Source organism: Paracholeplasma manati (genome assembly GCF_025742995.1).
Taxonomy (GTDB): Bacteria; Bacillota_I; Bacilli_A; order Acholeplasmatales; family UBA5453; genus Paracholeplasma; species Paracholeplasma manati.
The window spans coordinates 138,692-159,446 of record NZ_JAOVQM010000002.1 but is presented as its reverse complement, the minus strand read 5'-3'; the positions used below and the strand labels follow the sequence as shown (position 1 = coordinate 159,446).

The 20,755-nt window shown below is 37.7% G+C and carries 20 protein-coding genes; 7 read left to right on the top strand and 13 right to left on the bottom strand.

What is annotated here, in order from left to right; all coding sequences use genetic code 11:
• Nucleotides 1-292: 292 nt before the first annotated feature.
• The 4 genes from N7548_RS02870 (at nt 293) to N7548_RS02855 (ending at nt 2,991) form a co-directional block, all read left to right on the top strand.
• Nucleotides 293-835: a hypothetical protein gene (locus N7548_RS02870; RefSeq protein ID WP_263607916.1), complete on the top strand. Its 543-nt coding sequence runs from the start codon at nt 293-295 to the stop codon at nt 833-835.
• A gap of 18 nt (nt 836-853) precedes the next feature.
• Nucleotides 854-1,732: an RHS repeat-associated core domain-containing protein gene (locus N7548_RS02865; protein WP_263607915.1), complete on the top strand. Its 879-nt coding sequence runs from the start codon at nt 854-856 to the stop codon at nt 1,730-1,732.
• Between the two features lie 16 nt (nt 1,733-1,748).
• Nucleotides 1,749-2,312, top strand: a complete 564-nt coding sequence (locus N7548_RS02860; RefSeq protein ID WP_263607914.1) for a hypothetical protein — start codon at nt 1,749-1,751, stop codon at nt 2,310-2,312.
• Nucleotides 2,313-2,649: 337 nt separating this feature from the next.
• Nucleotides 2,650-2,991 (top strand): hypothetical protein, encoded by a 342-nt coding sequence (locus tag N7548_RS02855; RefSeq protein ID WP_263607913.1) that lies wholly within the window; start codon nt 2,650-2,652, stop codon nt 2,989-2,991.
• Nucleotides 2,992-3,097: 106 nt separating this feature from the next.
• On the opposite strand, the gene N7548_RS02850 is transcribed toward N7548_RS02855, so the two are convergent.
• The 4 genes from N7548_RS02850 to N7548_RS02835 all read right to left on the bottom strand — a co-directional run bounded on the left by N7548_RS02850 (nt 3,098) and on the right by N7548_RS02835 (nt 7,618).
• Nucleotides 3,098-3,847 carry an alpha/beta hydrolase gene (locus N7548_RS02850; protein ID WP_263607912.1) on the bottom strand — a complete coding sequence of 250 codons (750 nt, stop codon included), beginning with the start codon at nt 3,845-3,847 and terminating at the stop codon, nt 3,098-3,100.
• On the bottom strand, nt 3,844-5,115 hold the full coding sequence (locus N7548_RS02845; protein ID WP_263607911.1) for a tetratricopeptide repeat protein: 1,272 nt from the start codon (nt 5,113-5,115) through the stop codon (nt 3,844-3,846). The genes N7548_RS02850 and N7548_RS02845 overlap by 4 nt, the downstream gene beginning before the upstream one ends.
• A 75-nt stretch (nt 5,116-5,190) precedes the next feature.
• On the bottom strand, nt 5,191-6,150 hold the full coding sequence (locus N7548_RS02840; RefSeq protein WP_263607910.1) for an SGNH/GDSL hydrolase family protein: 960 nt from the start codon (nt 6,148-6,150) through the stop codon (nt 5,191-5,193).
• On the bottom strand, nt 6,143-7,618 hold the full coding sequence (locus N7548_RS02835; RefSeq protein ID WP_263607909.1) for a glycerophosphodiester phosphodiesterase family protein: 1,476 nt from the start codon (nt 7,616-7,618) through the stop codon (nt 6,143-6,145). The genes N7548_RS02840 and N7548_RS02835 overlap by 8 nt, the downstream gene beginning before the upstream one ends.
• 279 nt (nt 7,619-7,897) lie before the next feature.
• Between N7548_RS02835 and N7548_RS02830 the strand changes: the two genes are divergently transcribed.
• Nucleotides 7,898-8,791 carry a hypothetical protein gene (locus N7548_RS02830; protein WP_263607908.1) on the top strand — a complete coding sequence of 298 codons (894 nt, stop codon included), beginning with the start codon at nt 7,898-7,900 and terminating at the stop codon, nt 8,789-8,791.
• A gap of 46 nt (nt 8,792-8,837) precedes the next feature.
• Here the strand turns inward: N7548_RS02830 and N7548_RS02825 are convergent, their stop codons facing one another.
• The 3 genes from N7548_RS02825 to N7548_RS02815 form a co-directional block, all read right to left on the bottom strand.
• Entirely contained in the window at nt 8,838-10,349 is a 1,512-nt protein-coding gene (locus tag N7548_RS02825; RefSeq protein ID WP_263607907.1) for an HAD-IA family hydrolase, read from the bottom strand.
• A gap of 175 nt (nt 10,350-10,524) precedes the next feature.
• Nucleotides 10,525-11,865, bottom strand: a complete 1,341-nt coding sequence (gdhA, locus tag N7548_RS02820) for an NADP-specific glutamate dehydrogenase (RefSeq protein WP_263607906.1) — start codon at nt 11,863-11,865, stop codon at nt 10,525-10,527.
• 144 nt (nt 11,866-12,009) lie between these two features.
• On the bottom strand, nt 12,010-12,882 hold the full coding sequence (locus tag N7548_RS02815) for a glycosyl hydrolase family 17 protein (protein WP_263607905.1): 873 nt from the start codon (nt 12,880-12,882) through the stop codon (nt 12,010-12,012).
• 104 nt (nt 12,883-12,986) lie between these two features.
• Between N7548_RS02815 and ald the strand changes: the two genes are divergently transcribed.
• A complete protein-coding gene (gene ald / locus N7548_RS02810) occupies nt 12,987-14,069 on the top strand; it encodes an alanine dehydrogenase (RefSeq protein ID WP_263607904.1) in 1,083 nt (360 codons plus the stop codon).
• A 20-nt stretch (nt 14,070-14,089) separates the two neighbouring features.
• Here ald and N7548_RS02805 read toward each other — a convergent pair whose 3' ends face one another.
• Entirely contained in the window at nt 14,090-14,815 is a 726-nt protein-coding gene (locus N7548_RS02805; protein ID WP_263607903.1) for a DNA alkylation repair protein, read from the bottom strand.
• Between the two features lie 137 nt (nt 14,816-14,952).
• On the opposite strand from N7548_RS02805, the gene N7548_RS02800 reads away from it, so the two are divergent.
• Nucleotides 14,953-15,459 carry a type 1 glutamine amidotransferase domain-containing protein gene (locus N7548_RS02800; protein WP_263607902.1) on the top strand — a complete coding sequence of 169 codons (507 nt, stop codon included), beginning with the start codon at nt 14,953-14,955 and terminating at the stop codon, nt 15,457-15,459.
• A gap of 36 nt (nt 15,460-15,495) precedes the next feature.
• Here the strand turns inward: N7548_RS02800 and gcvPB are convergent, their stop codons facing one another.
• Genes gcvPB through lplA form a run of 5 tightly spaced genes read right to left on the bottom strand, consistent with a single transcriptional unit; the run spans nt 15,496 to nt 20,711 of the window.
• Nucleotides 15,496-16,953, bottom strand: coding sequence for an aminomethyl-transferring glycine dehydrogenase subunit GcvPB (gene gcvPB / locus N7548_RS02795; RefSeq protein WP_263607901.1), 1,458 nt, complete (start codon nt 16,951-16,953; stop codon nt 15,496-15,498).
• Nucleotides 16,950-18,263, bottom strand: coding sequence for an aminomethyl-transferring glycine dehydrogenase subunit GcvPA (gene gcvPA / locus N7548_RS02790; protein ID WP_263607900.1), 1,314 nt, complete (start codon nt 18,261-18,263; stop codon nt 16,950-16,952). Before gcvPA ends, gcvPB begins: the two co-directional genes overlap by 4 nt.
• An 8-nt stretch (nt 18,264-18,271) precedes the next feature.
• Nucleotides 18,272-18,649, bottom strand: coding sequence for a glycine cleavage system protein GcvH (gene gcvH / locus N7548_RS02785; protein ID WP_263607899.1), 378 nt, complete (start codon nt 18,647-18,649; stop codon nt 18,272-18,274).
• A gap of 2 nt (nt 18,650-18,651) precedes the next feature.
• Nucleotides 18,652-19,743 (bottom strand): glycine cleavage system aminomethyltransferase GcvT, encoded by a 1,092-nt coding sequence (gcvT, locus tag N7548_RS02780; protein WP_263607898.1) that lies wholly within the window; start codon nt 19,741-19,743, stop codon nt 18,652-18,654.
• The gene (lplA, locus tag N7548_RS02775; protein ID WP_263607897.1) at nt 19,740-20,711 is read right to left on the bottom strand and encodes a lipoate--protein ligase; all 972 of its coding nucleotides are present in this window, start codon (nt 20,709-20,711) and stop codon (nt 19,740-19,742) included. Before lplA ends, gcvT begins: the two co-directional genes overlap by 4 nt.
• Between the last annotated feature and the right edge of the window lie 44 nt (nt 20,712-20,755).

Genomic DNA, 20,755 nt, shown 5'->3' with positions numbered 1-20,755 from the left:
TTATTTTCTTTCTGCTTTCAAATACAAAATTGCATTTAAGAGGAGGACATATTGCTGTTGACATGTTTAATGTTATAGCACTTGTTAGCTTATTTATTTATAAATAAGTAATATATTAATTAACAAAAAATGAGTCCACTTTCCTATATAAAGATTGGTGGTTCTGCTAAATTTATGACAACAGGAGAGTTTCAACTTGGAGTTGGAAGCAATGGATTTGTTTTTGCCTTAGGAAATCCTGGTCCTAGTGGTGTAAGTTTTTATATTAGATTGACGTGGTAAAGGAGATCAAATGAGAAAATCTTATTATTTTCACGGAAATATAATTAAATTCCTTTTTAAAAAACACTATTGTCCATGGTGTGGTAATTTATTGTCAAAAAAACTGAATCACAAAATTTTAAACTCAAATTCAGATGAAGCGAAAAAATATGAAAGTTTATATAGCAGTACTGATGGCGGAAGTATAATAGGAAATTTTGATTCAGATATTAGACATCACTTATTTTATTGTGGCACATGTGATAAAGAAATTGAACACAAAACACTGTTTAGTTATCAAAGAACTAAGAAAAACATATCGAAATTGATTAATATAGCAAAAAACAAAAGCATTGAAATGGAAATTCGTTATTTAGATAAAGATGATAAAGAGATAAAAAAAGAGGATAGAGTTTTTTTCGACAAAGTACTAATATCTTTGGTTGTTAATGAAAAAAAGATAGAAAAGCTTTGCTACATTGCTTGTAAATATCCAACTTATGAGGAAGCCACTTATTTTAAAGCAACCGAGCACTTGAGTAGAGTAAAAGATATGTTAAAAAGAAATAGTTAACATCATAATGGTATTCTATTGGTTACTTATAGCTATGATGCTTTTGGTAATACCCTTAGTGCAACAGACACCTCAGGAATATCATTATCGATCATCAATCCTTATCGATATCGCGGATATCGATATGACTTAGAGACTGGGTTCTATTATTTGCAATCAAGGTATTACAATCCACAGATAGGTAGATTCATTAGTCCCGATAGTATCAACTACTTAAATCCAATGAGTAATAGTGGTGAGAACTTATATACGTATACTGCGAATAATCCAGTGAATCTTATTGATCCAGATGGGAATTTTGCGATTAGTGCGATAATTATAGGGCTTGGCATTGCCGCATTAATAGGGGCAGGCATAGGAGCTGTAGTTTATACGGTCAGTGAAATCGTATCATATACTTTAGCTGGTGAATGGTCATGGTCATGGGGAATGTTTACTGGTTCTATTGTCGGTGGAGCTCTAGGTGGGATTTTCTCCATTATTCCAGGAGTGGGACCTATGGGGGCTGCATTTATGACAGGTTTTTTGTCATCAGCATTTGGAATGGGATTTCAGAATTTGTTTAGAGAAACTGATTATTCATTTTCACAAATATTTTTAACTTCTTTAACAGTTGGTGTTGTTTCAGCATTAACAGCGGGAATGATGGATAAATTAGCTTATGCGATGAAAGGATCAAATACGTTTTTAGGTAATGTTTCTGGTAGGGGTAGCCTCAATCAGGTTACAAGGCAAATTATTACTAAATTTAATAGGGGCTTGATTAAAAATATTACTTGTAAAACATTTGGAAAAATGTTTGCAGCAAGCTTGTACTATAGCAGTTTAGGTTCAGTTGTTAATGGTGTATTTGATGCTTACGGACTGCATGATAGATTTGCCAACATAATCCCTTAAAAGGAGTTTATATACGATGAAAAAAACAAAAATTTTCTTCCAATTGAATATCGGTTGGCAATTATTCTCGCTTTTTTGGTTAATCTTAAGTGTTGTTGCTGGCTATTATCTAGTTTTTTCATTTTTAAATAAGACATGGTTCGTGTTTTTATTACTGATATTTCCATTTTGTTTTGTTTTATTTACATTTATTCGTTTTGAACATCATAGAATTGTGTTCTTAAATAAAAGTATTTCAATACCAGATGATTGGCTTGGAATGAGATCAAAAATACAGTTTAAAACCATAATACATTATGATGAAATTGAGGATGTTCGTATAATATGGAGTGAAGAAAACTCAATCAATGAAAGAATACCTATTCAAATGCCATCGTCAATAATCTTAAAACCTTATATAGAAATCATGTGTAAGGATGGCAAAACCAAGAGAATATTCGTAATGTACTTTACAAGAAAACAAAAAATAAAAATCATTGATGAGATAAAATCTCGAGTATATCAAAGTGGTGATACCAGAGTATTTAAGGATACGCTTGAAATAGTTGATGGCGCATACTCTGGCGGGATTATTATATAAAACGACATCAATCAGTGGTGGTTCAGCTGGTAATTTATCTGATTCAATTTCTTCAATTGGATATTATAATTATTTAGGAGTTCAAGCATCCATGTTCTTTGATTACGTTAATCAATATAGGTATTTATGAAAAGTCCGGAGGTAATCATAAATTATGTTGGTCAGTAAAAATCGAGTTGAAAAGTTTGTGATTAGTGTAATCATCTCGAACCTTTCAATGTTAATGCTACTATTTCTCAGTATAGATTTAACTTCTAGAAGTGATACTTTTATTGATGGTTTAATTGGAAATTCCATTGGAATTTTCTTCCTGATATTTCTTAATTGTATTTTTTTCATGATTAAAAAACATGTTTTCTCAAAAATCATCATCGTTGATAACGAATTGATTAAAGTCTATAGAGGTAAAATCATTAAGCAAGTCAGATTGGATAGCGAACTGTTCGCTCTTATGGATAAAGGTTATTTGTATATTACGATGGAAAAATACGAAGACTTCATAGCACAAAAGAATAAACAAGTATTTTTTTCTACTTGCATTTCGTTTCAAATGGATTTAAACAACATTCCATCCATTATTCCATATTTAAATTTGAAACAAGTATACTACATCAATGAATTCAATGACTCAATAAAAAAGGAGATGGGTAAGTTTGTCGTTCTTACTAAAATCTCATAATTCTTTTTTCTAAAAATCGGACACAATACGTACAGAATTTTCTCATTTTCAACAAAAATGTAAAAAAACACCCACATACCTTCATTTGATATGTGGGTGATTTTTTCTATTTTATCATCAAAATGATGTCTTTAATACGCTTATTCCAGTCAGATTCATGATGAATACCGCCAGGAATGATTCTATAGGTTGCTTCAATCTGTTTTTGATTTAAGGCTTCATACACACGATTATTCGCTTTAAGATAATCAAAATCATCGGATTCATTGTCGCCAGTATCCATATAGATAAAGCCTTTGTGTTTTTTCCTTAGGTTTTTGATGTAGTTTACCATCGCTTCTTCGGAAATCCAAAACGCATTCGATAAGCATAAAGCGTTCTTAAATACTTTAGGATACGTTAAGGTTGCGTATAAGGAAATGTGTCCACCCATCGATGAACCAGCGATTGTAATGTTGTTTAAGTCCACTGGGTAGTGTTCTTTTAAATAGGGTAAAACCGTATCGATGATGTCATGCAGATAGGCATCACCTTTTCCCCCGGTTAAACGTGGTGTTTCCCCAAAAGACACGGATTTAGAAGCGATGAAAGGATTATATTCATCTAATCTATTTAATCCGTTTGCACAGGATAAACCAACGATGACTGCTTTTGGCATAGCGTTTTGTTCATAGATTTCTTTGATTCCCCAGGAAACACCGAAAGATGCGTCTCTATCAAAAAATACATTTTGACCATCGTGAAAAAAGATCAAAGGGTAGGCTGTATCGATGTCTAGGTGTTCTGGTAACATCACATACAGTTTCGCATCACGATTCAATAGTGGTAGATGAAATGGTTTTACTATAACGTTCATTTTATATGCTTCCTATTAAATGCTTCGACAGATTCTAAATACATCTTCGATTGATCATGACCTAGGTTGGCTGCTTTTTTCCAATAATGAACGGCAGTGTCTTCACTCTTAACAACACCAAGGCCTTTCATGTATAACATGCCTAAGTTAAACATCGCGCCTACCACATCTTTTTCAGCGGCTTGACGGTATAAAACCGATGCTTTTTCATAATCCTGTTTAACAAAATCACCATTTTGATACATGACACCTAAATTATACTGCGCATATGGGTGTTTTTGTTCTGCTGCTTTGGTAAGCCAGTGGAAAGCTTTGTCAAAGTGCGGTTTACCTTTATATTTGAAATAGAGCACACCTAAATTGTACTGGGCATTCATATCGTTTTGATTGGCTGCTAAGGTTAAATAAGTCACCGCTTCATCGATGTCTTTTTCAACCCCTTGACCATTTTTATACATCAAACCGATGTAGTATTGGGCCAGGGCGTAGCCTAAATCCGCAGACTCTTTTAAATAAGGGTAGGCTTTATCATAATCTTTTTGACCAAATTCACCTTCATAATAAAGCATACCTAAGGTACCTAAAGCCAAATAGTGGTGTTGTTTAGACGATAATTCTAACCACTTCTTAGCTTCGTTATAATCCTTAGAAACAATGTCTGAATCGATGTATAAAAGGGCTAATGCGTATTGTGCATAGGCATGGCCTTGCATCGCAGCTAAAGAATAGTATTCAAAGATTTCTTTGTCCTTACGAACATCCTTATGCAATGCTTCATAGATTGAACCCAATAAGAACTGTGCTTCTGCATAGCCTGCTTGAGCGGATTTATCCAAATATTCAATCGCGGTCGCGATATACTTTTTAACATAGAACCCATAATAGTAGTAACAGCCCATCATGTAGTTTGAAATCGGATCGCCTTGATTCGCTTCTTCTAGGATGCCTTGATAACCTGCTTCAAAATAATCTTTAGCCAGTCTTTCATCCTTTAATACACCATACCCTGTGGTATGGAGTAACGCAAACCCATAGAAACACTTAAGGCTGCCTAAGGACATACCAGTTTCATAGAGTTCTTTCGCTTTGACCACATCCATGGTATTACCTTCACCAATCGCGAAGCTTCTACCTAAGTGGTAAAAAGCATCAGCGTATCCATTTAACGCCAACGTTTCTAAGATTTTAATGGCTTTCGCTGGGTCTTTTTCTTTTACATTGAGTCCTAAATAGGACAATGCTTCATCGTATAATGTGTTTAAACTCATATATTATCACCATATTATTTATACCACAATTGGGTATGTATTTCCCTTTTTAAGCAAAAAAAGATGTAAATTTACTTACATCTTTGTGTGTTTAAGTATTTGGTTTGCTAGTTCAATCATGCCATATTGAGAAGGGTGAATTAAGTCGGTGGATAGGTGATGGAATTCTAACATCGATTCACCCTCTAGTAGAATGAACTGAGGATAATCTTTCATGATTGATTTGAAAGCATTTCGATATAAGATGACATCCTTTTGTGTGCCTCTGTTTTGATCAAACCCTAGCTTTCGCCAATTGTCTAAAATCGTGATACCAATCACGGTTGCGTGTGGTTGTGTTTGTGCTATTTTTTGAAGTAAATAACTAAGTCTGTCTTTGAATATTGAAACATCATAGCCATCCCCCAACAAATTCACTGAGAGCTCTAATGTGATGAGGTCATACGTGTTTTCACACATGAAATCCACCAGTGCTTGTTCAATATACGCTGAACCACTCATGCCGTAATTATAACATTCATACCCCAATGCTTCAGACACGATGCCTGGGTAATTTAAATCTGGGGTGAACCCATTTCTGCCTTGTGTAATGGATGTCCCATAAGCCAAATACTTCTGTTTTGGGAACTTGGAAATATCCGGGAATACATATTCACCTTCAATGGATCTCACTGTCATATTTTCTTTGAGAATGATGCGAACTAAATTGGGTTCAAATCGATGATATTGGGATAACCGTTTCAAACCTTCTTCATCAAATTTAGGTTCGATTTGAAAGGTATATGACCCACTGAATCTGTGAAACTCCCCTTGATAATCCCCATAATAAATGAGGATTTGTGCCGTATTTGGTGTGTAGACTTCCACCGTTACTTTGCTTACAATGGTAAATCTAATCTCTGAACCAAACAATGTATACGCATTGGGTTGACCCTTCGCAGAAAGGTGTTTTATCAGTGAGGTAGGGAATTTATGTAGTGAATAACCCGCTTCTGTTTTCGAGGCGTATAGGTTATGTAAATAGACGTTATTCATGAGAACTACGCTTAACTTCAATTTGAATGAGATCAGACATCAAGGTATAGTTGACCAAGTCGGTTTTAACCATGTAAGTCACATATAAATAAGCCATACCATCTAAGGTAGCATGCGTAATTCGATTATTTTCAATCACCAAACCGAGTGGGTTTTGGAACAATACCTCAATGTTTCCTTCGATTTCAGACCCTACATCCGTGGTTGTTTGAAGGGTGAGTGTATCGCCAATGTAATAAGTATGTCTGGTTTTCACCACCAAATACTTGATGAAGTCTTTAAAACGATGAGATTCATCGGTATTGATGCCATAATATCCAGATAAGAATGCTTTTCTTAAATCGATATCGGTTTTCAATCCCCAAGGACAGTATAAAATCGCTCTCTTCTTGAGAATCTCAATTAAGTTGGATTTGGTATGACTAAAGTATGGGTGAATCATGAGGTTGTATTTATTGGATATTTTGATGATATCTGATACGCTCATGTGGTTTTGTTCAAGGTCAATTAAAAATCCCCGAGCATACCCTTTCGCGTACTTCTTGAAATTGACCAAGGCGAATGGATAAAAACTCATGAGTAACGGTGGACGGTCCATTTGCGAGAGGACTCGGTTCAAACGCTTCATGGCTGTACCGGATGATGTTTTAGCTTCAATCAATAACGATGTGTTGGTATCCTTTAAATGGCGATGAAACATCGATAAAGTAGGCAATACTTCATCTGTTTTTTCCCCTTGATAGGTCATTTTGATGGATTGTAGTGATTTGAGGGTGTCTTTACGAATGACATAGTCTTTTTCATAAGTACGACCCAAAGAATCGTCGTGATTCACTACAATGTGTTTGTCTTTGGTCATTTGGAAATCCAGTTCGACGAAATCGGATTTCATTCTGACCGCTTCTGCAGCGGCTTTTAAACTGTTTTCTTGTGCATTGGCGTGATACCCACGATGGGCAATAACAAACGGTGAAAAAGCATAATCACCTTTCACATCAATCTGTTTTTTATCGATGTTTTTACCATACAGACCATCGACACCTGCCAATACCGCTTGATAGATATCCGATTGTTTTTCAACATACGCAAAAACAACCAATCCGTACATCTTCAAATGTCGTACCATGGATGAGGATAAAGCAGTCGCTTTTAAACACACCGTATGGGCGTGATTGTTAAAGGCATCTTTGGATAAATCGACCAAACTATTGAAAGTGTCTGGCATGTAAATGAGTCTTGCATATGGGTAACTCTTGTAGAGTGTTCGTAACGCTTGTTTGGATTTGGAAAACACAAAAATATCAAATAATTGATGTTTATAGAGTAACTTACCTATGTTTTTCGCATCTTTTATTTGATTAACCTCAATCGCGTTTAAGCCGTTGAGGATATTTTCTTCGTTGATATATTCAAGCCATTTGATGTCGCTTGTAGGGGTATTTGAAATAACAATGATCTTTTTTAACACATACATCTCTCCAGTATATTAATCATATAATATTTAACCTTTTTAATCAATGATAATAGTAGGGAAAATCGCAGTTTTTTAGAGGATACATCGAAATATAAATGACATCAAAATACACAGAGAATAAAAGACATATATCCCTAATAAATGTACCCTATAAAAAAGATTGATAACCGACAAAACCCATGCTCATGTTTTCCGATAAAAACATTATGTATAAATATAATTATATTTTCAAGTATAAAATTGTATAATAATATTGAGATGAGGTAAAGACTGATGTATTTTAGAAAAATACTTATAATTGTTGCAGCTTCTGCTATTGGAATAGCACTATTCTGTGGATCAGGAAAGTTGTACTTAGATGCTCAAAACTTTAATGTTACAGGAATTCAAGAAGAAACGTTTACTTTTTATAATGATGAATACGAAAGTGGTGATACTTACATCCTTGTTTTTGAACAGGATAAGCCGCTCTATATCCCCTCATTTGTTCATCCTAATAAAACATATCTGGGCTCACTAGAAAAAAACGAACTATTAGTGATTGGATATATCGATGCTGACTCCGATGAATATGATAAGAAAGCTGTTTATGTCTATCATAACGACGTTGAGATTTTGACTTTGGAAGACTACATCAACGATCATCAAAGTAACTTGTACATGGGCTCTACCTTAACGGGAATATTTGGTATTATTTGTATTATTTTTGTCATCGTTTCTATTTTTATTAAAGATTCATCATTGACATTTAAAAGATTATTGAATCCCTATGAAGTTGAAGCGTCACTAGAAACGATATATATACCCCCTGTACCTGGTATTTCTCGTATTCATGTAGGTTTAGTGAATAATCGTAAGCAGTTTAAAAATATCCTAAATACCCTACCGGATTACAGCATCCAATTCAGTTACTTAGAAGACGATCAAAACAATGAAACGGGTATTTTGTTTTATCGTATTGGAAAAAGGCTCGTTGTAGAGTATCTTTATTATGATGATGGTCATTATGTGTTAGAACTATATAACGAAATCTTAGATTTCAGTTACCCGATTGTTATACCACTTGAACCTTATGAATTTGTCACATTTAAAAATGCGTTAGAGGTCTATTCTTCCGAAATGGATATACCAATTGTCATCGAAATTGTTAGAGATGAAGAAGAATAACAAAAGAAGCCAACTCAGTGAAAAACACTGAACGGGCTTCTTCTTTTTATAGAATGCTGACGTATGTATTGATTTCACCATCGTGATTCAATTCAATGACACGACAGCCCTTTTTAAATCCTTTTGGACCATAGTCATAATAACCGCTGACACGGCCATATGCCAACAATACTTGGTTGTGGTAGAAGGCATAATCATTGTAGTGGTCATGTCCAACAAAGATGCCTTTACAACTGTTCTTTTTACTGAGAATTTCCATCATATGGTTTGGAATCGGTGGGGTACATGGGGTTTCATGATAAGACCCAATGTAGTCCTGCTTTTGTTCTGGCGTGACCGATTTAAATTCATAAGGTGGAATATGACAAAACAAGAGTGAACTCGGTACTTTTTCAAAAGGCAAATGGTATTGATTGACCACACTGTCCATCCAAAGGAGTTGTTCATCTTTAAGTGAACCATACCCCCAGGTTGGTTTTTGATCGATGATGTAAAACGCATCGACATGGGAATCCATCATAAATAACAAACCTTTGGTCAGTTTTTTGTCTTTAACTTCAATGAAATAGTTGGAATACCCATACTTTGGATTACCCGGTTTATAGGATAAGTAATTCGCATCGTTGATTTGTTCAATGAGTGCTTCGTACGCAACACCTTCGTCGGTATCGTGGTTACCAAAGATAAAACTCCATGGGGTTTTGAATTGTCCCATATAAGCCCCTAAATCTTTATATAATTTAGGGCTATCTTTTGACATCGTTTGGTCACCAGTAAAGACGATGAAATCGGGTTTATGTTCCGCAATCATCTTTTTGATTAAACCCTTGGTTTTCAAATCCTTCATGTCATTCATCAAATGCAAATCGGTGAACTGAACGATTTTAAATGGTTTATTGGGTTTCATCTTGAGTGTCAACACAGGTTCATAATCATAGGTAAAACTACACAACTCATCAAAAGCATGGAATGTCTTGTCGAAATAGATCATCTTAGAGGCGTCTTTATGCCAATTCATGTAGATGGATAATATCCCTGCATCTTTGGCGGCTTTCGCATCCGAAATCGAATCCCCCACAAACATCATTTCTTTTTTATTGAGTTTTTTGGTGGTGATCAATTTGATGATCCCTTCTGGGTCTGGTTTAGGTCTAGATACATCTTCAAACGCGATGATGTCTTCAAAGAAATGGAAAATGCTGAGACCTGTGAGTTCCGCTATCGCGATTTTCCTGAGTTCTGAGGTGATGATGTAAAGCTTGATACCTCGGCTTTTTAAGCTTTCTAAAATGTCCAATGTGTTCGGATAGAGTTTTAAGTGATTGACCGCGAGTTCGCTGTGAATTCGGTAAATCTCTTCAATCAAATCCGGACGTTTTTTACCATAGAGCATTTCGAGTACTTCTGGGTATCCTTTCGCAAGCACATCGGCTACAGGAATACTTTTTAAACTGACTTTGGGTGGGTGAAGTTTGACTAGGCTTTGATAGATATCTAAAACGAGGTCATTAGATTCAATCAATGTGCCATCCATATCAAACAAAATGGTTTTATACATCGAAATCGCTCCTTTCATTAGAACAATTTTAACATATTCCAATCAATAATCCATGTCTGATTATATTTTTTTCAAACAGTGTTTATAAAATATATAATATGAAATTCTTGAATAACCACTCAGTGTTCATATTAACGAAAAACCGTACCTCAACAAAGGTACGGTTTTAAAAGTTCTATTGTATACCTTGATCCATCATCGCTTCATAAACACGAAGGAAAGCAGCGATGTTCGCGCCACTGATGAGGTCATAAGGGTTTTTATAACGTCGTGCAGCTGTGTAACATTTGAAGAATATTTCTTTCATGATGCCTTTGAGTTTGTCATCCACTTCATCGTATGGCCAAGGGTAATGCATCGCATTTTGGCTCATTTCAAACAGTGAAACAGCGACCCCACCGGCATTCGCGGCTTTACCAGGTGCGAATAGAATTTGATTTTCAGTGAAATACTTTTCAGCTTCTAATGTACAAGGCATGTTCGCGCCTTCCGCTACCAAGTAACAACCATTGGCTACCAACGCTTTGGCCGATTCTAAATCGAGTTCATTTTGAATGGCACACGGCATCGCGATATCACATGGTACGCGCCATAGTCCCCTCGGATCGTTTCCATATTCACAACCCGTTCTTTCATGGTATCGCTTCGAGAGTTCACCATTGCTGGCAAGTTCTGTAACAATATCCATCTTTAAACCTTCTGGATCGTGAATATAACCATTGACATCCGACATACCTACCACAATCGCGCCGAGTTCATGGGCTTTAATCGCGGCGTATAGTCCAACTTTACCAGATCCAGAGATAACGACTTTTTTATCATCCATGCGGTCGGAACGATAGGTTTTAAGCATTTCCGAAACAAAGTAACATAAGCCATACCCAGTCGCTTCTTTTCTGACCAAAGACCCACCATAAGTTAAGCCTTTACCAGTCATGACACCGACAGATTCATTACGGATTTTCTTATACATGCCATACAAATATCCAATCTCTTTGGCACCCACACCAATGTCCCCTGCGGGTACATCGGTGTCTGGACCGATATGGCGATAGAGTTCTAACATAAAGTTTTGACAGAAACGCATGATTTCACCATCAGATTTACCAATCGATGAAAAATCACTGCCGCCTTTCGCCCCACCCATCGGTAAGCCGGTTAAGGCATTTTTAAAGGTTTGTTCAAAACCCAAAAACTTCATGGTGGAGGCGTTAACGGTTGGGTGGAAACGCAACCCGCCTTTGTAAGGTCCTAAAACAGATGAAAACTGGACACGATAACCGCGATTGACACGTGTGATGCCTTGATCATCGACCCAGGTGACTCTAAAATGGATTAGACGTTCTGGTTCAACCAGACGTTCCATAATGCCATACTTTTCAATTTGCGGTGTCATCGAAATGATGTCATCCATCGATAAAAAGAACGTTTCAACCGCTTGAATGAATTCCGGTTGTCCGTTGTCCTTTTTAAGTACATCGTTAAACACTCGCTCTAAATACGCACTTTTAAACAATGCCTTGTCCCTTGCCTTCCGTCTTTCTTTTCTAAAAGAAAAAGACTATTTTTTAATATCGGTTTTGTACTCACACCTCTATTAAAACGCAGTCTTGTTGGTTTGTCAATGATTATGGGCGTTATTTTTAAAAACGCTTACAATTTACTTTTTATTTCGGTTCAAATCGTAGACACCCCAGTGTTTTTCTGGTTCATCTGGTTTATCCGAACCCTTCCATGGTTCATCGAAGGCTTCAAACATATAAAGCAACACATCGTTCTTTTTTGCCCAAGCTTCTAAGCCATCTACATAGGTACGATGAAACGCATTAGACGTGTAGTCTCCTAGACTGGATTTGGTTGGCCAACCCGCTTCGGTGATGATGATCGGTTTGTCTTTAATGTTTTCTTTGGTTGCCTCATAAGCTGCGAATGTATTTTCCAACGCTTCTTCATGTGGTTTTCTTAACCAAAATGGATAAATATGGATGGACACAAAGTCTACTTCTTTCACCAGTGGCATCGCGTGGGTGTTCCAAAAATAGACCCCTTCACAGAATGTTACAGGTTGTTTGATATTTTCTTTGAGTGTTCGAATGTATTTCGCTAAGGTGTCTACCGCAACCATCTTTGGATTCCAATCTGAAGTATTCTCATTACCTGCAGATACATAATTGATGATGTCAGGGTATTGGTTGGCTAGTTCAATCAACAGATCCAACTGCTTAAGGTTGTTCTTCTTGTTTTGGATGATGTCTTTGGTTTTGAGTGGTTCACCCCAACCAACGTTGTTGTTGATGACTTCACCATCTAAGTCCATGCCTTGCATGACTTTGATCGGCAAATTGTGTTCTTTGATCACTTCTAAAGTGAGTCTCGCGTGCATGCCTGGGTCATACATACGAATTTGTTCATACCCATCTTTGATGAGTAGTTGTAAGTCTTCGAGTATTTCTTGTTTTGAAGGGTATATTTTGGTGACTGGACTTTGGTTCAATCGATACCCTGAATAACAAATGGATTTTTTATAGTGCATTGGTCATTCCTCCCTCTATTAGTTTAGCATAAGGCTTACATTTTTCAATGAAATTTTGCATCAAGAGGCTTTGGTTATGTTAAAATAGTTGTAGAGGTGAGCCTATGATTATCGGATGTGTCAAAGAAATTAAAAAATATGAATTTAGAGTTGGTTTAACCCCAAATGCAGCGTCAGAGTATGTCAGAAGTGGACATCAAGTCCTCATTGAAAATGGGGCTGGTTTGGGTTCTGGTTTTACGGATGAACAATATGAAGCTCTAGGCTGTGAAATGGTCTCAGATGCGAAATCTGTTTGGTCTAGAAGCGATATGATTGTCAAAGTCAAAGAACCACTAGAATCAGAGTATGCCCTTTTTAAAGAAAACCTGATTTTATATACGTACTTACACTTAGCTTCTAATGAACCTTTGTATCAAGCATTGAAACAAAAGAAAGTTTTATCCGTCGCTTATGAAACCATGGAATATCAAAAAACACTCCCATGTCTCGAACCGATGAGTATGGTTGCGGGGAGGTTGTCTGTCGTTGAGGGTGCGAAATATTCTGAAGCCTTCTTTGGTGGTACTGGGGTCTTAATGTCTGGTTTACCAGGTACACCAAGAGCCAAAGTCACCATCATCGGTGCTGGTATCGTTGGTCAAAGTGCTTGCCGTATGGCGGTTGGTATGGAAGCGAACGTGACTGTACTTGATATCGATACGAAGCGTTTAGGTTACTTAGAAGATTTATACCACAATAAAGTACATACCCTTTATTCGAACCAAGAAAACCTAAAGAAATCGATCGTTGAAGCCGATGTTGTCATCGGAGCTGTGTTAATTCCAGGTGACGCCGCACCTAAACTCATCAAAGATGAATACCTAGAACTCATGAAACCGGGTGCCATCATCGTCGACGTCGCGATTGACCAAGGTGGTATTTCTAATTTTTCTAAAGTAACTTATCATGATAACCCAATATACAAAGTAGGTCATGTGTTATTCTATGGCGTCGCGAATATGCCAGGGTCTGTACCGAAAACATCTTCAATCGCGCTCAATAACGCAACCTTAAGATATGGTCTAGAAATCGCCAACAAAGGGATTGACCAAGCTTTATTAAACCCAGTCATTCACAGTGGTTTACAAACCCGTGATGGTATCGGTGTTTATCCAACCCTAATCAAATTATTTGAAAACAAATAAGAAAAAAGCCACAATCGGGATTACCGTTTGTGGTTTTTTTCTCGCTTATATATAAGCAAATCGTCTTTTTCGGCTTTGGATAATCGTAGACTTTCACGGCATTTTTGAATGCCTTTATTGACAATTTTCGGGTTTAGCTCTTTATGTTGAATGAATGATAGCGTTGGTGTTTTGTGTTGAATGATGCATTCCGATAACAACCATCCTGCCATCATGATGACATAATAGTCTTGTTCATCTTCAAGTGCCAAAAGTGCTTCATAAATGATGGGTAGAATCTCAGTGTCTTTGACCATTTGAAATAAAATCATCAAACTGAGTCGACGGATGAATGGTTGAGTCGAATGACGATAGCCATAGGAAAGATTGATGAATTTGGATTGATTCTTTGGATGAATATCGAATGACAATAGATCACAATGAGCCCAATTTTCCATCACGGTAGCGTAACGATCTAAATAACGCTTCATTATATCAAAGTCTTTGATTTTGGTAATGAGTTTGCCTTGAATGGCGATTGATTCATAGTAATCATCGATGTGCAAGTCTAAAAAGGATGGATAGTCGCCTTTGAAGATTTCTTTAGCTATCTGATCGATGGTTTTGGTTGGTATGGCTAATAACGGCATTTTTGTGTTGAGAATGCGCCTTGTCCAATCGACTTTATTCGGTTGTTCAAATGATTTCAAATAGGCTAAAAACGCCACTCGATCCGATGAACGCCATTCCGTTTTATTCAACTCCATGATTACACCACCTTTTCCCTCATTATACAATGAATCGACCGTTTTTGTCGCGCTTGATGTCAAAATGTTATGAAGCATTCGTCTAAAAAATAAATATGATTTTTGTTATAATGAGGCTAAGAAAGAGGTGTTTTATTTTGAGAAAAATTGCGATATTGATTGAAGATTTATACGATGATAAAGAACTCATTTACCCTTATTACCGTATGCAAGAAGCTGGATTTCAAGTAGATTTGATTGGTTCAGTGGCCAACAACACCTATAAAAGCAAATTTGGCATGCCACTAAAGAGTGATTATGCGAGTAAAGATGTATCCCCTTCGGATTACGAAGGCGTCATCATTCCAGGTGGATTTTCACCCGATTACATGCGTCGTTGTCAAGCAACCGTTGATTTCGTTAAAGCAATGGACGAGCAACAAAAAGTGGTCGCGTCCATCTGTCATGGCCCATGGTTGATGATATCCGCTTGTAACCTCAAAGGTAAAAAGCTGACCGGATTCCATTCGATCCGTGTGGATATTGAAAATGCTGGTGCGAAATATCTAGATGAAGCGTTGGTGGTCGACGGCCATTTGATCACCTCTAGAACACCTGCTGATTTACCTGTATTTGCGAAAGCGATCATCGACAAGTTAGTCTAAAAAAGAAACAGTTCACCGCGGTGAACTGTTTTTGTATTATTTCAATAAATCTCTGTATTTAACCCTTGGGTTACGTGCCGCCGATACTTCATCTAAACGACGAACGACGGTGGTATATGGGGCATGTTTGACTTTTTCAGGGTCATTTTTCGCTTCAAATGCGATTTGTTTCATGACACTGACGAATTGGTCTAATGTTTCTTTCGATTCATTTTCAACCGGTTCAATCATCAATGCTTGATGGAACACGAGTGGGAAATAAATCGTTGGTGGGTGCATTCCAAAGTCTAACAATCTTTTCGCAACATCCAAGGTTGTTACCCCGGTAGATTTATCGACTAAGCCATCAAAGACCACTTCGTGTTTACACAAGCCTTTGATTGGTAGGAAATAGTCTTCTTTCAAGGATTCTTTTAGGTAGTTCGCGTTCAATACCGATAGTTCACCCACTTTAGAAAGGTTTTCCTTCCCTAAAGTTAACATGAAACTATAGGCTTTAATGATTACACTGAAGTTACCTAAGAATCCGGAGACGTGACCAATGGTATGGATAGGTTGTTCTAAGATGAATTTGTTTCTTCTCTTATAGACTTGTGGGCTTGGTAAGAAATCGACTAACTTCTTACAAACACCCACTGGACCAGACCCTGGACCACCGCCACCGTGTGGGGTTGAGAAGGTCTTGTGTAAGTTGATATGGATGATGTCAAAGCCCATATCACCTGGACGTGCACGACCCAATAACGCATTTAAGTTCGCGCCATCATAATAGAGTAACCCGTCCACACTGTGAATGAGTTTGGATATCTTTAAGATGTCTTTTTCAAAGATACCCAAGGTATTTGGGTTGGTCAGCATGATGCCTGCAACCTCATCACTTAAGGCTTCTTTTAACGCTTTGATATTGACCGTGCCATCTTTATTGGATTTGACTTCAATGATTTCAAAGCCAGCAACCGTCGCGGAGGCTGGGTTGGTACCATGTGCCGAATCTGGCACGATGACTTTGGTCTTGTGAAGGTTGCCATTATGGTGATGGTAGGCTTTCATAATCATGAGGCCAGCCAGTTCACCTTGGGCACCCGCGAATGGGTTTAAGGAGAAACTAGCCATCCCTGAGAGTTCGGATAACATACGTGCGGTCTCATAATAGATTTCTAATGAGCCTTGAGCTGTATCCATAGGTTGAAGTGGGTGGATGTTTCTTAAACCAGGTAACGCAGCGATTTCTTCGTTGATTTTTGGGTTATACTTCATTGTACAAGACCCTAGAGGATAGAACCCTGTTTCGATCCCAAAGTTCTTTCTTGAAACATTGGAATAGTGTCTAACCAAGTCAAGTTCTGCAACACTTGGCAACAACGTTTCTTCACTTCTCTTGAGGTTTTGTGGGATATCTTTCGAGATGTCGTATGGTAAGTTGTTTTTCGGTAAAGAATAACCGACACGTCCAGGTTTGCTGATCTCAAAAATCAATTGGTCGTATGCTTTCATTTTGCACCTCCGACTAAGGATACCAGTAGATCCATTTCTTGTTTCGTACGCTTTTCAGTCACAGCGAATAACATGTATTTGTCTTCGATGATTAAACCCGGCAAAATGCCTTTTTGAATGCACTTTTGTTCAAACGCTTTTAAATCAAAAGATGCTTCTAATAAGAATTCTTTGATGAAAAAGCCGTTGTGAACGGGTTTAAATAAACCTGTCTTAATGAGTTGTTCTTGTAGATAATGGCTATTTTGATAGCATTGTGCAACCACTTCTTTCAGGCCTTGTTTGCCCATGGTTGACATATAAATGGTGGTCCATAATGCCATCAAGGATTGGTTTGAACAGATGTTTGAGTTGGCTTTTTCTCTTCGAATGTGTTGTTCTCTCGCCTGAAGGGTTAATACAAACGCACGCTTGCCATCGACATCGGTGGTGACCCCACAAATACGGCCAGGCATCTTGCGTAATAGTTTTTCTGTCGTACCTAAATAACCCACATATGCGCCACCATAAGATAGAGGAATACCTAAACTTTGGCATTCGCCGCATGCGATATCGGCTTTCATCTTGCGTGGTGACTCAATGGTCTCTAAGACTTGTGGGTCGGCATTGATGATCATGATACCACCTTTGGATTGAACCTTTTCAGACACATCCGTAAGGTTTTCAACCAAACCAAAATAGTTTGGTACTTGGCCAATGAATCCAGCTGCGTTTTCTAGGGCTTCATCCAATAGGGTTCTATCGACCAAACCGTTTTTCGAAGCGATAATTAAAACTTCAATACCACGGTATAAAGAATACGTTTTAACAACATCTATCACATTTGGATTGACGTTATCAGAAAGTACAATCTTGTTTTTTCTCGTTTGTGCAACCGCCATAAACATCGCCTCTGCGGTCGCAGTTGGACCATCGTACATGGATGCGTTTGACACATCCATCCCTGTGAGGTCTGTGATCATACTTTGGAACTCAAAGATGTATTGGAGTGTGCCTTGGGCAATCTCTGGTTGGTAAGGTGTATAAGCAGTTAAAAATTCTTCTCTTGAAATGATGGCTGGGATGACTGATGGTGTATAGTGGTCATAGGCACCAGCCCCTCTAAAAATGATGAGTTCTCGGTTTTTACCCGATAACCCCTTGAAATGATTTCTGAGTTCTATTTCACTTTTCGCAAGCGGTACTTGGTAATCGGGTTTGGTTTGAAGCTTTTTAGGTAAATCTAAAAAAAGCTCATCGATCGATTGAACCCCGATTTTATCAAGCATCTCTTGGATGTCTTGCTCAGTATGCGGGAAGTATTTGAACATAGGTCCTCCTAATGTAGGGTCTTTTGATACGCTTCTGGAGACAATAATTTAGATACTTCGGCTGCGTCAGAGACTTCAACTTCGATGACCCAATTGGCAAAAGCATCGTCGTTTAAAAGTTCTGGTTGTGAGAGTAAAGCTTCATTGACAGCGATGACTTTGCCGGTAATTGGCATCAATAAATCAGACGCTGCTTTAACCGATTCTACAGCACCAAATGGGTCAAACTGACCGAATGTACTGCCAACATTTGGCAAATCGACGAAGACCACTGATCCAAGGCTGTGTTGTGCATAGTCTGTGATACCAATCTTCGCTTTGTTGTTTTCAATCTTAACCCATTCATGGGTTGGGGTGTACAGTAAATCCTTTAGAATTTTTTCCATGTCTAGACCTCTTTTTTATATTTCTTTTCGTAGAATTTTCTATTTCTAATGACGGCTTTCACCATCTTGTTTCTAATTTCAACATATACTTCTGTACCAATTTTAACATTGGAGTCAATCATCGCGTTCGCAAGCGCTTTTGTTGTATTTGGAATCATATAGCCCGTGGTGATGTATCCAATCATCTTTTGATTGGCATCATAGACGATATAACCATCACGCGCAATATTTCTTTCAAGCAGTTCAAGGCCGATGATTCGTCTTTCGAGGCCTTGTTCTTTTTGTTTCAATAAGACATCTCTACCAATGAATGGTTTGTGGAGTTTAACCCCAAAAGATAATCCCGCTTCGAGTGGTGTGATGAACCCATTGATTTCATGGCCATAGAGGGGGAGTCCTGCTTCAAAACGTAAGGTATCTCTCGCACCTAATCCACACGGTTCAACTTGTAAACTCATCAGTTGGTCCCATAGTTCAACGGTCGCTTTCGGTGACCCATAGATTTCAAACCCATCTTCACCCGTATACCCACTTCTTGAAATGATGTATTCGTGGTTTTTCCATTGAAACATGTCAAAATGCATGAAGGATAGCGATTCTACTTCAGGGATGAGTCCTTTCAATACCTCTACTGCTTTTGGTCCTTGTAAAGCGAGTTGTCCAAAAAATTCGGAATCGTTGGACAATTCGATTTGATACCCGGATTGATGGCTGGTTAACCATTTAAAATCTTTCGTGGTATTCGAAGCGTTGACAACCAATAGAAAGTGTTCTTTGTTGTATTGGTAAACCATCAAATCATCGACGACCCCACCCGATGCTTCACAGAGTAAGGTGTATTGTAGTTGTTTGTCTTTTAAATCGGAAAAATCATTGGTGGTGATTTCGTTTAAGAATTTCACCGCGTCTTTGCCTTTTAAGTCAATTTCACCCATGTGGGAACAATCAAATACCCCACAGGCTTCACGTACCGCTTGGTGTTCTTGTAGGATACCTTTATAAGATACCGGCATATCAAAGCCACCGAATTCGGTCATTTTCGCACCGAGTTTGAGGTGTCTATCGTGTAGACACGTGATTTTCATATCCATCATACATCCTCCTTGAATAGACTGATGAATTCTTCATTGGTTAACCCAACAATATAATCGCCCACATGAAATTGATTGATGATTGTTTCAATGGTTTCCACATGGAAGGGTTGATTGACAAAATAACCTTTTAAATCTTCGGGTTCTTGGTCTGTGAAATAATCCCCATATACGATAAAGTCTTTGATGATTCCGCGGTTGATGTCTAATTTAACACCCACCGACCCACAGTTGAATCGCTTCATATGTTTAAAACTATAGGGCGGGTTATTGCCTTTGATATAGCTTGGTTCACTGAATCGTTTCATCCGCTCAAACACTTTTTGTTCTTGTGCTTCGGTTAATACGTATTCCCCATCGGTCAAATGATTCACCAAGAAATGGGTAAAATCTTCAATGTCTTTACCAACCACGTCTTTCATGTTGGTGACGCGTTGTCTGACCGATTCAATGCCTTTAGAGATGAGTTTCTCATTCGAAGGTGTTATCGATTTGACCAAGGTTTCAAAGTCTGTGTCATACAAAATGGTACCGTGTAAACAAGACCCGTATTGATTATGAAAATAGGCGTTTCCTGAGAATTTCTTCCCGTCAAAAAGAATGTCATTTCGACCCGATAACACCACTGGTATGTTTAAAGCGTCAAATACGGATTTGATTTTGGTTAATGATTCTTTGAAAATGACATCTTTATCAAATTTTTTGGATAAAAAACTGTACTTGATACACCCTTCATCCGAGTATACTGCCCCACCACCAGACAAACGTCTGAATACTGGGATATTGTTTTCTTTTAAAAAGGCTTCATTGACTTCGGTTTCTAATAACTGATTTTTACCAATGATGACAGCCCCATAGACATGCCAAATGAAAAATAAATCTGCCTTCAAGTCTTCGAGTAAGACGCTTTCTAACGCAAAGAAAAAAGGATCGATTTGTCTGCCGTAACGGCTTAAGTTCACGTATTTCATAATTCACATCCTTCTGTTTATATTATACTATATAAAGCGCTTTC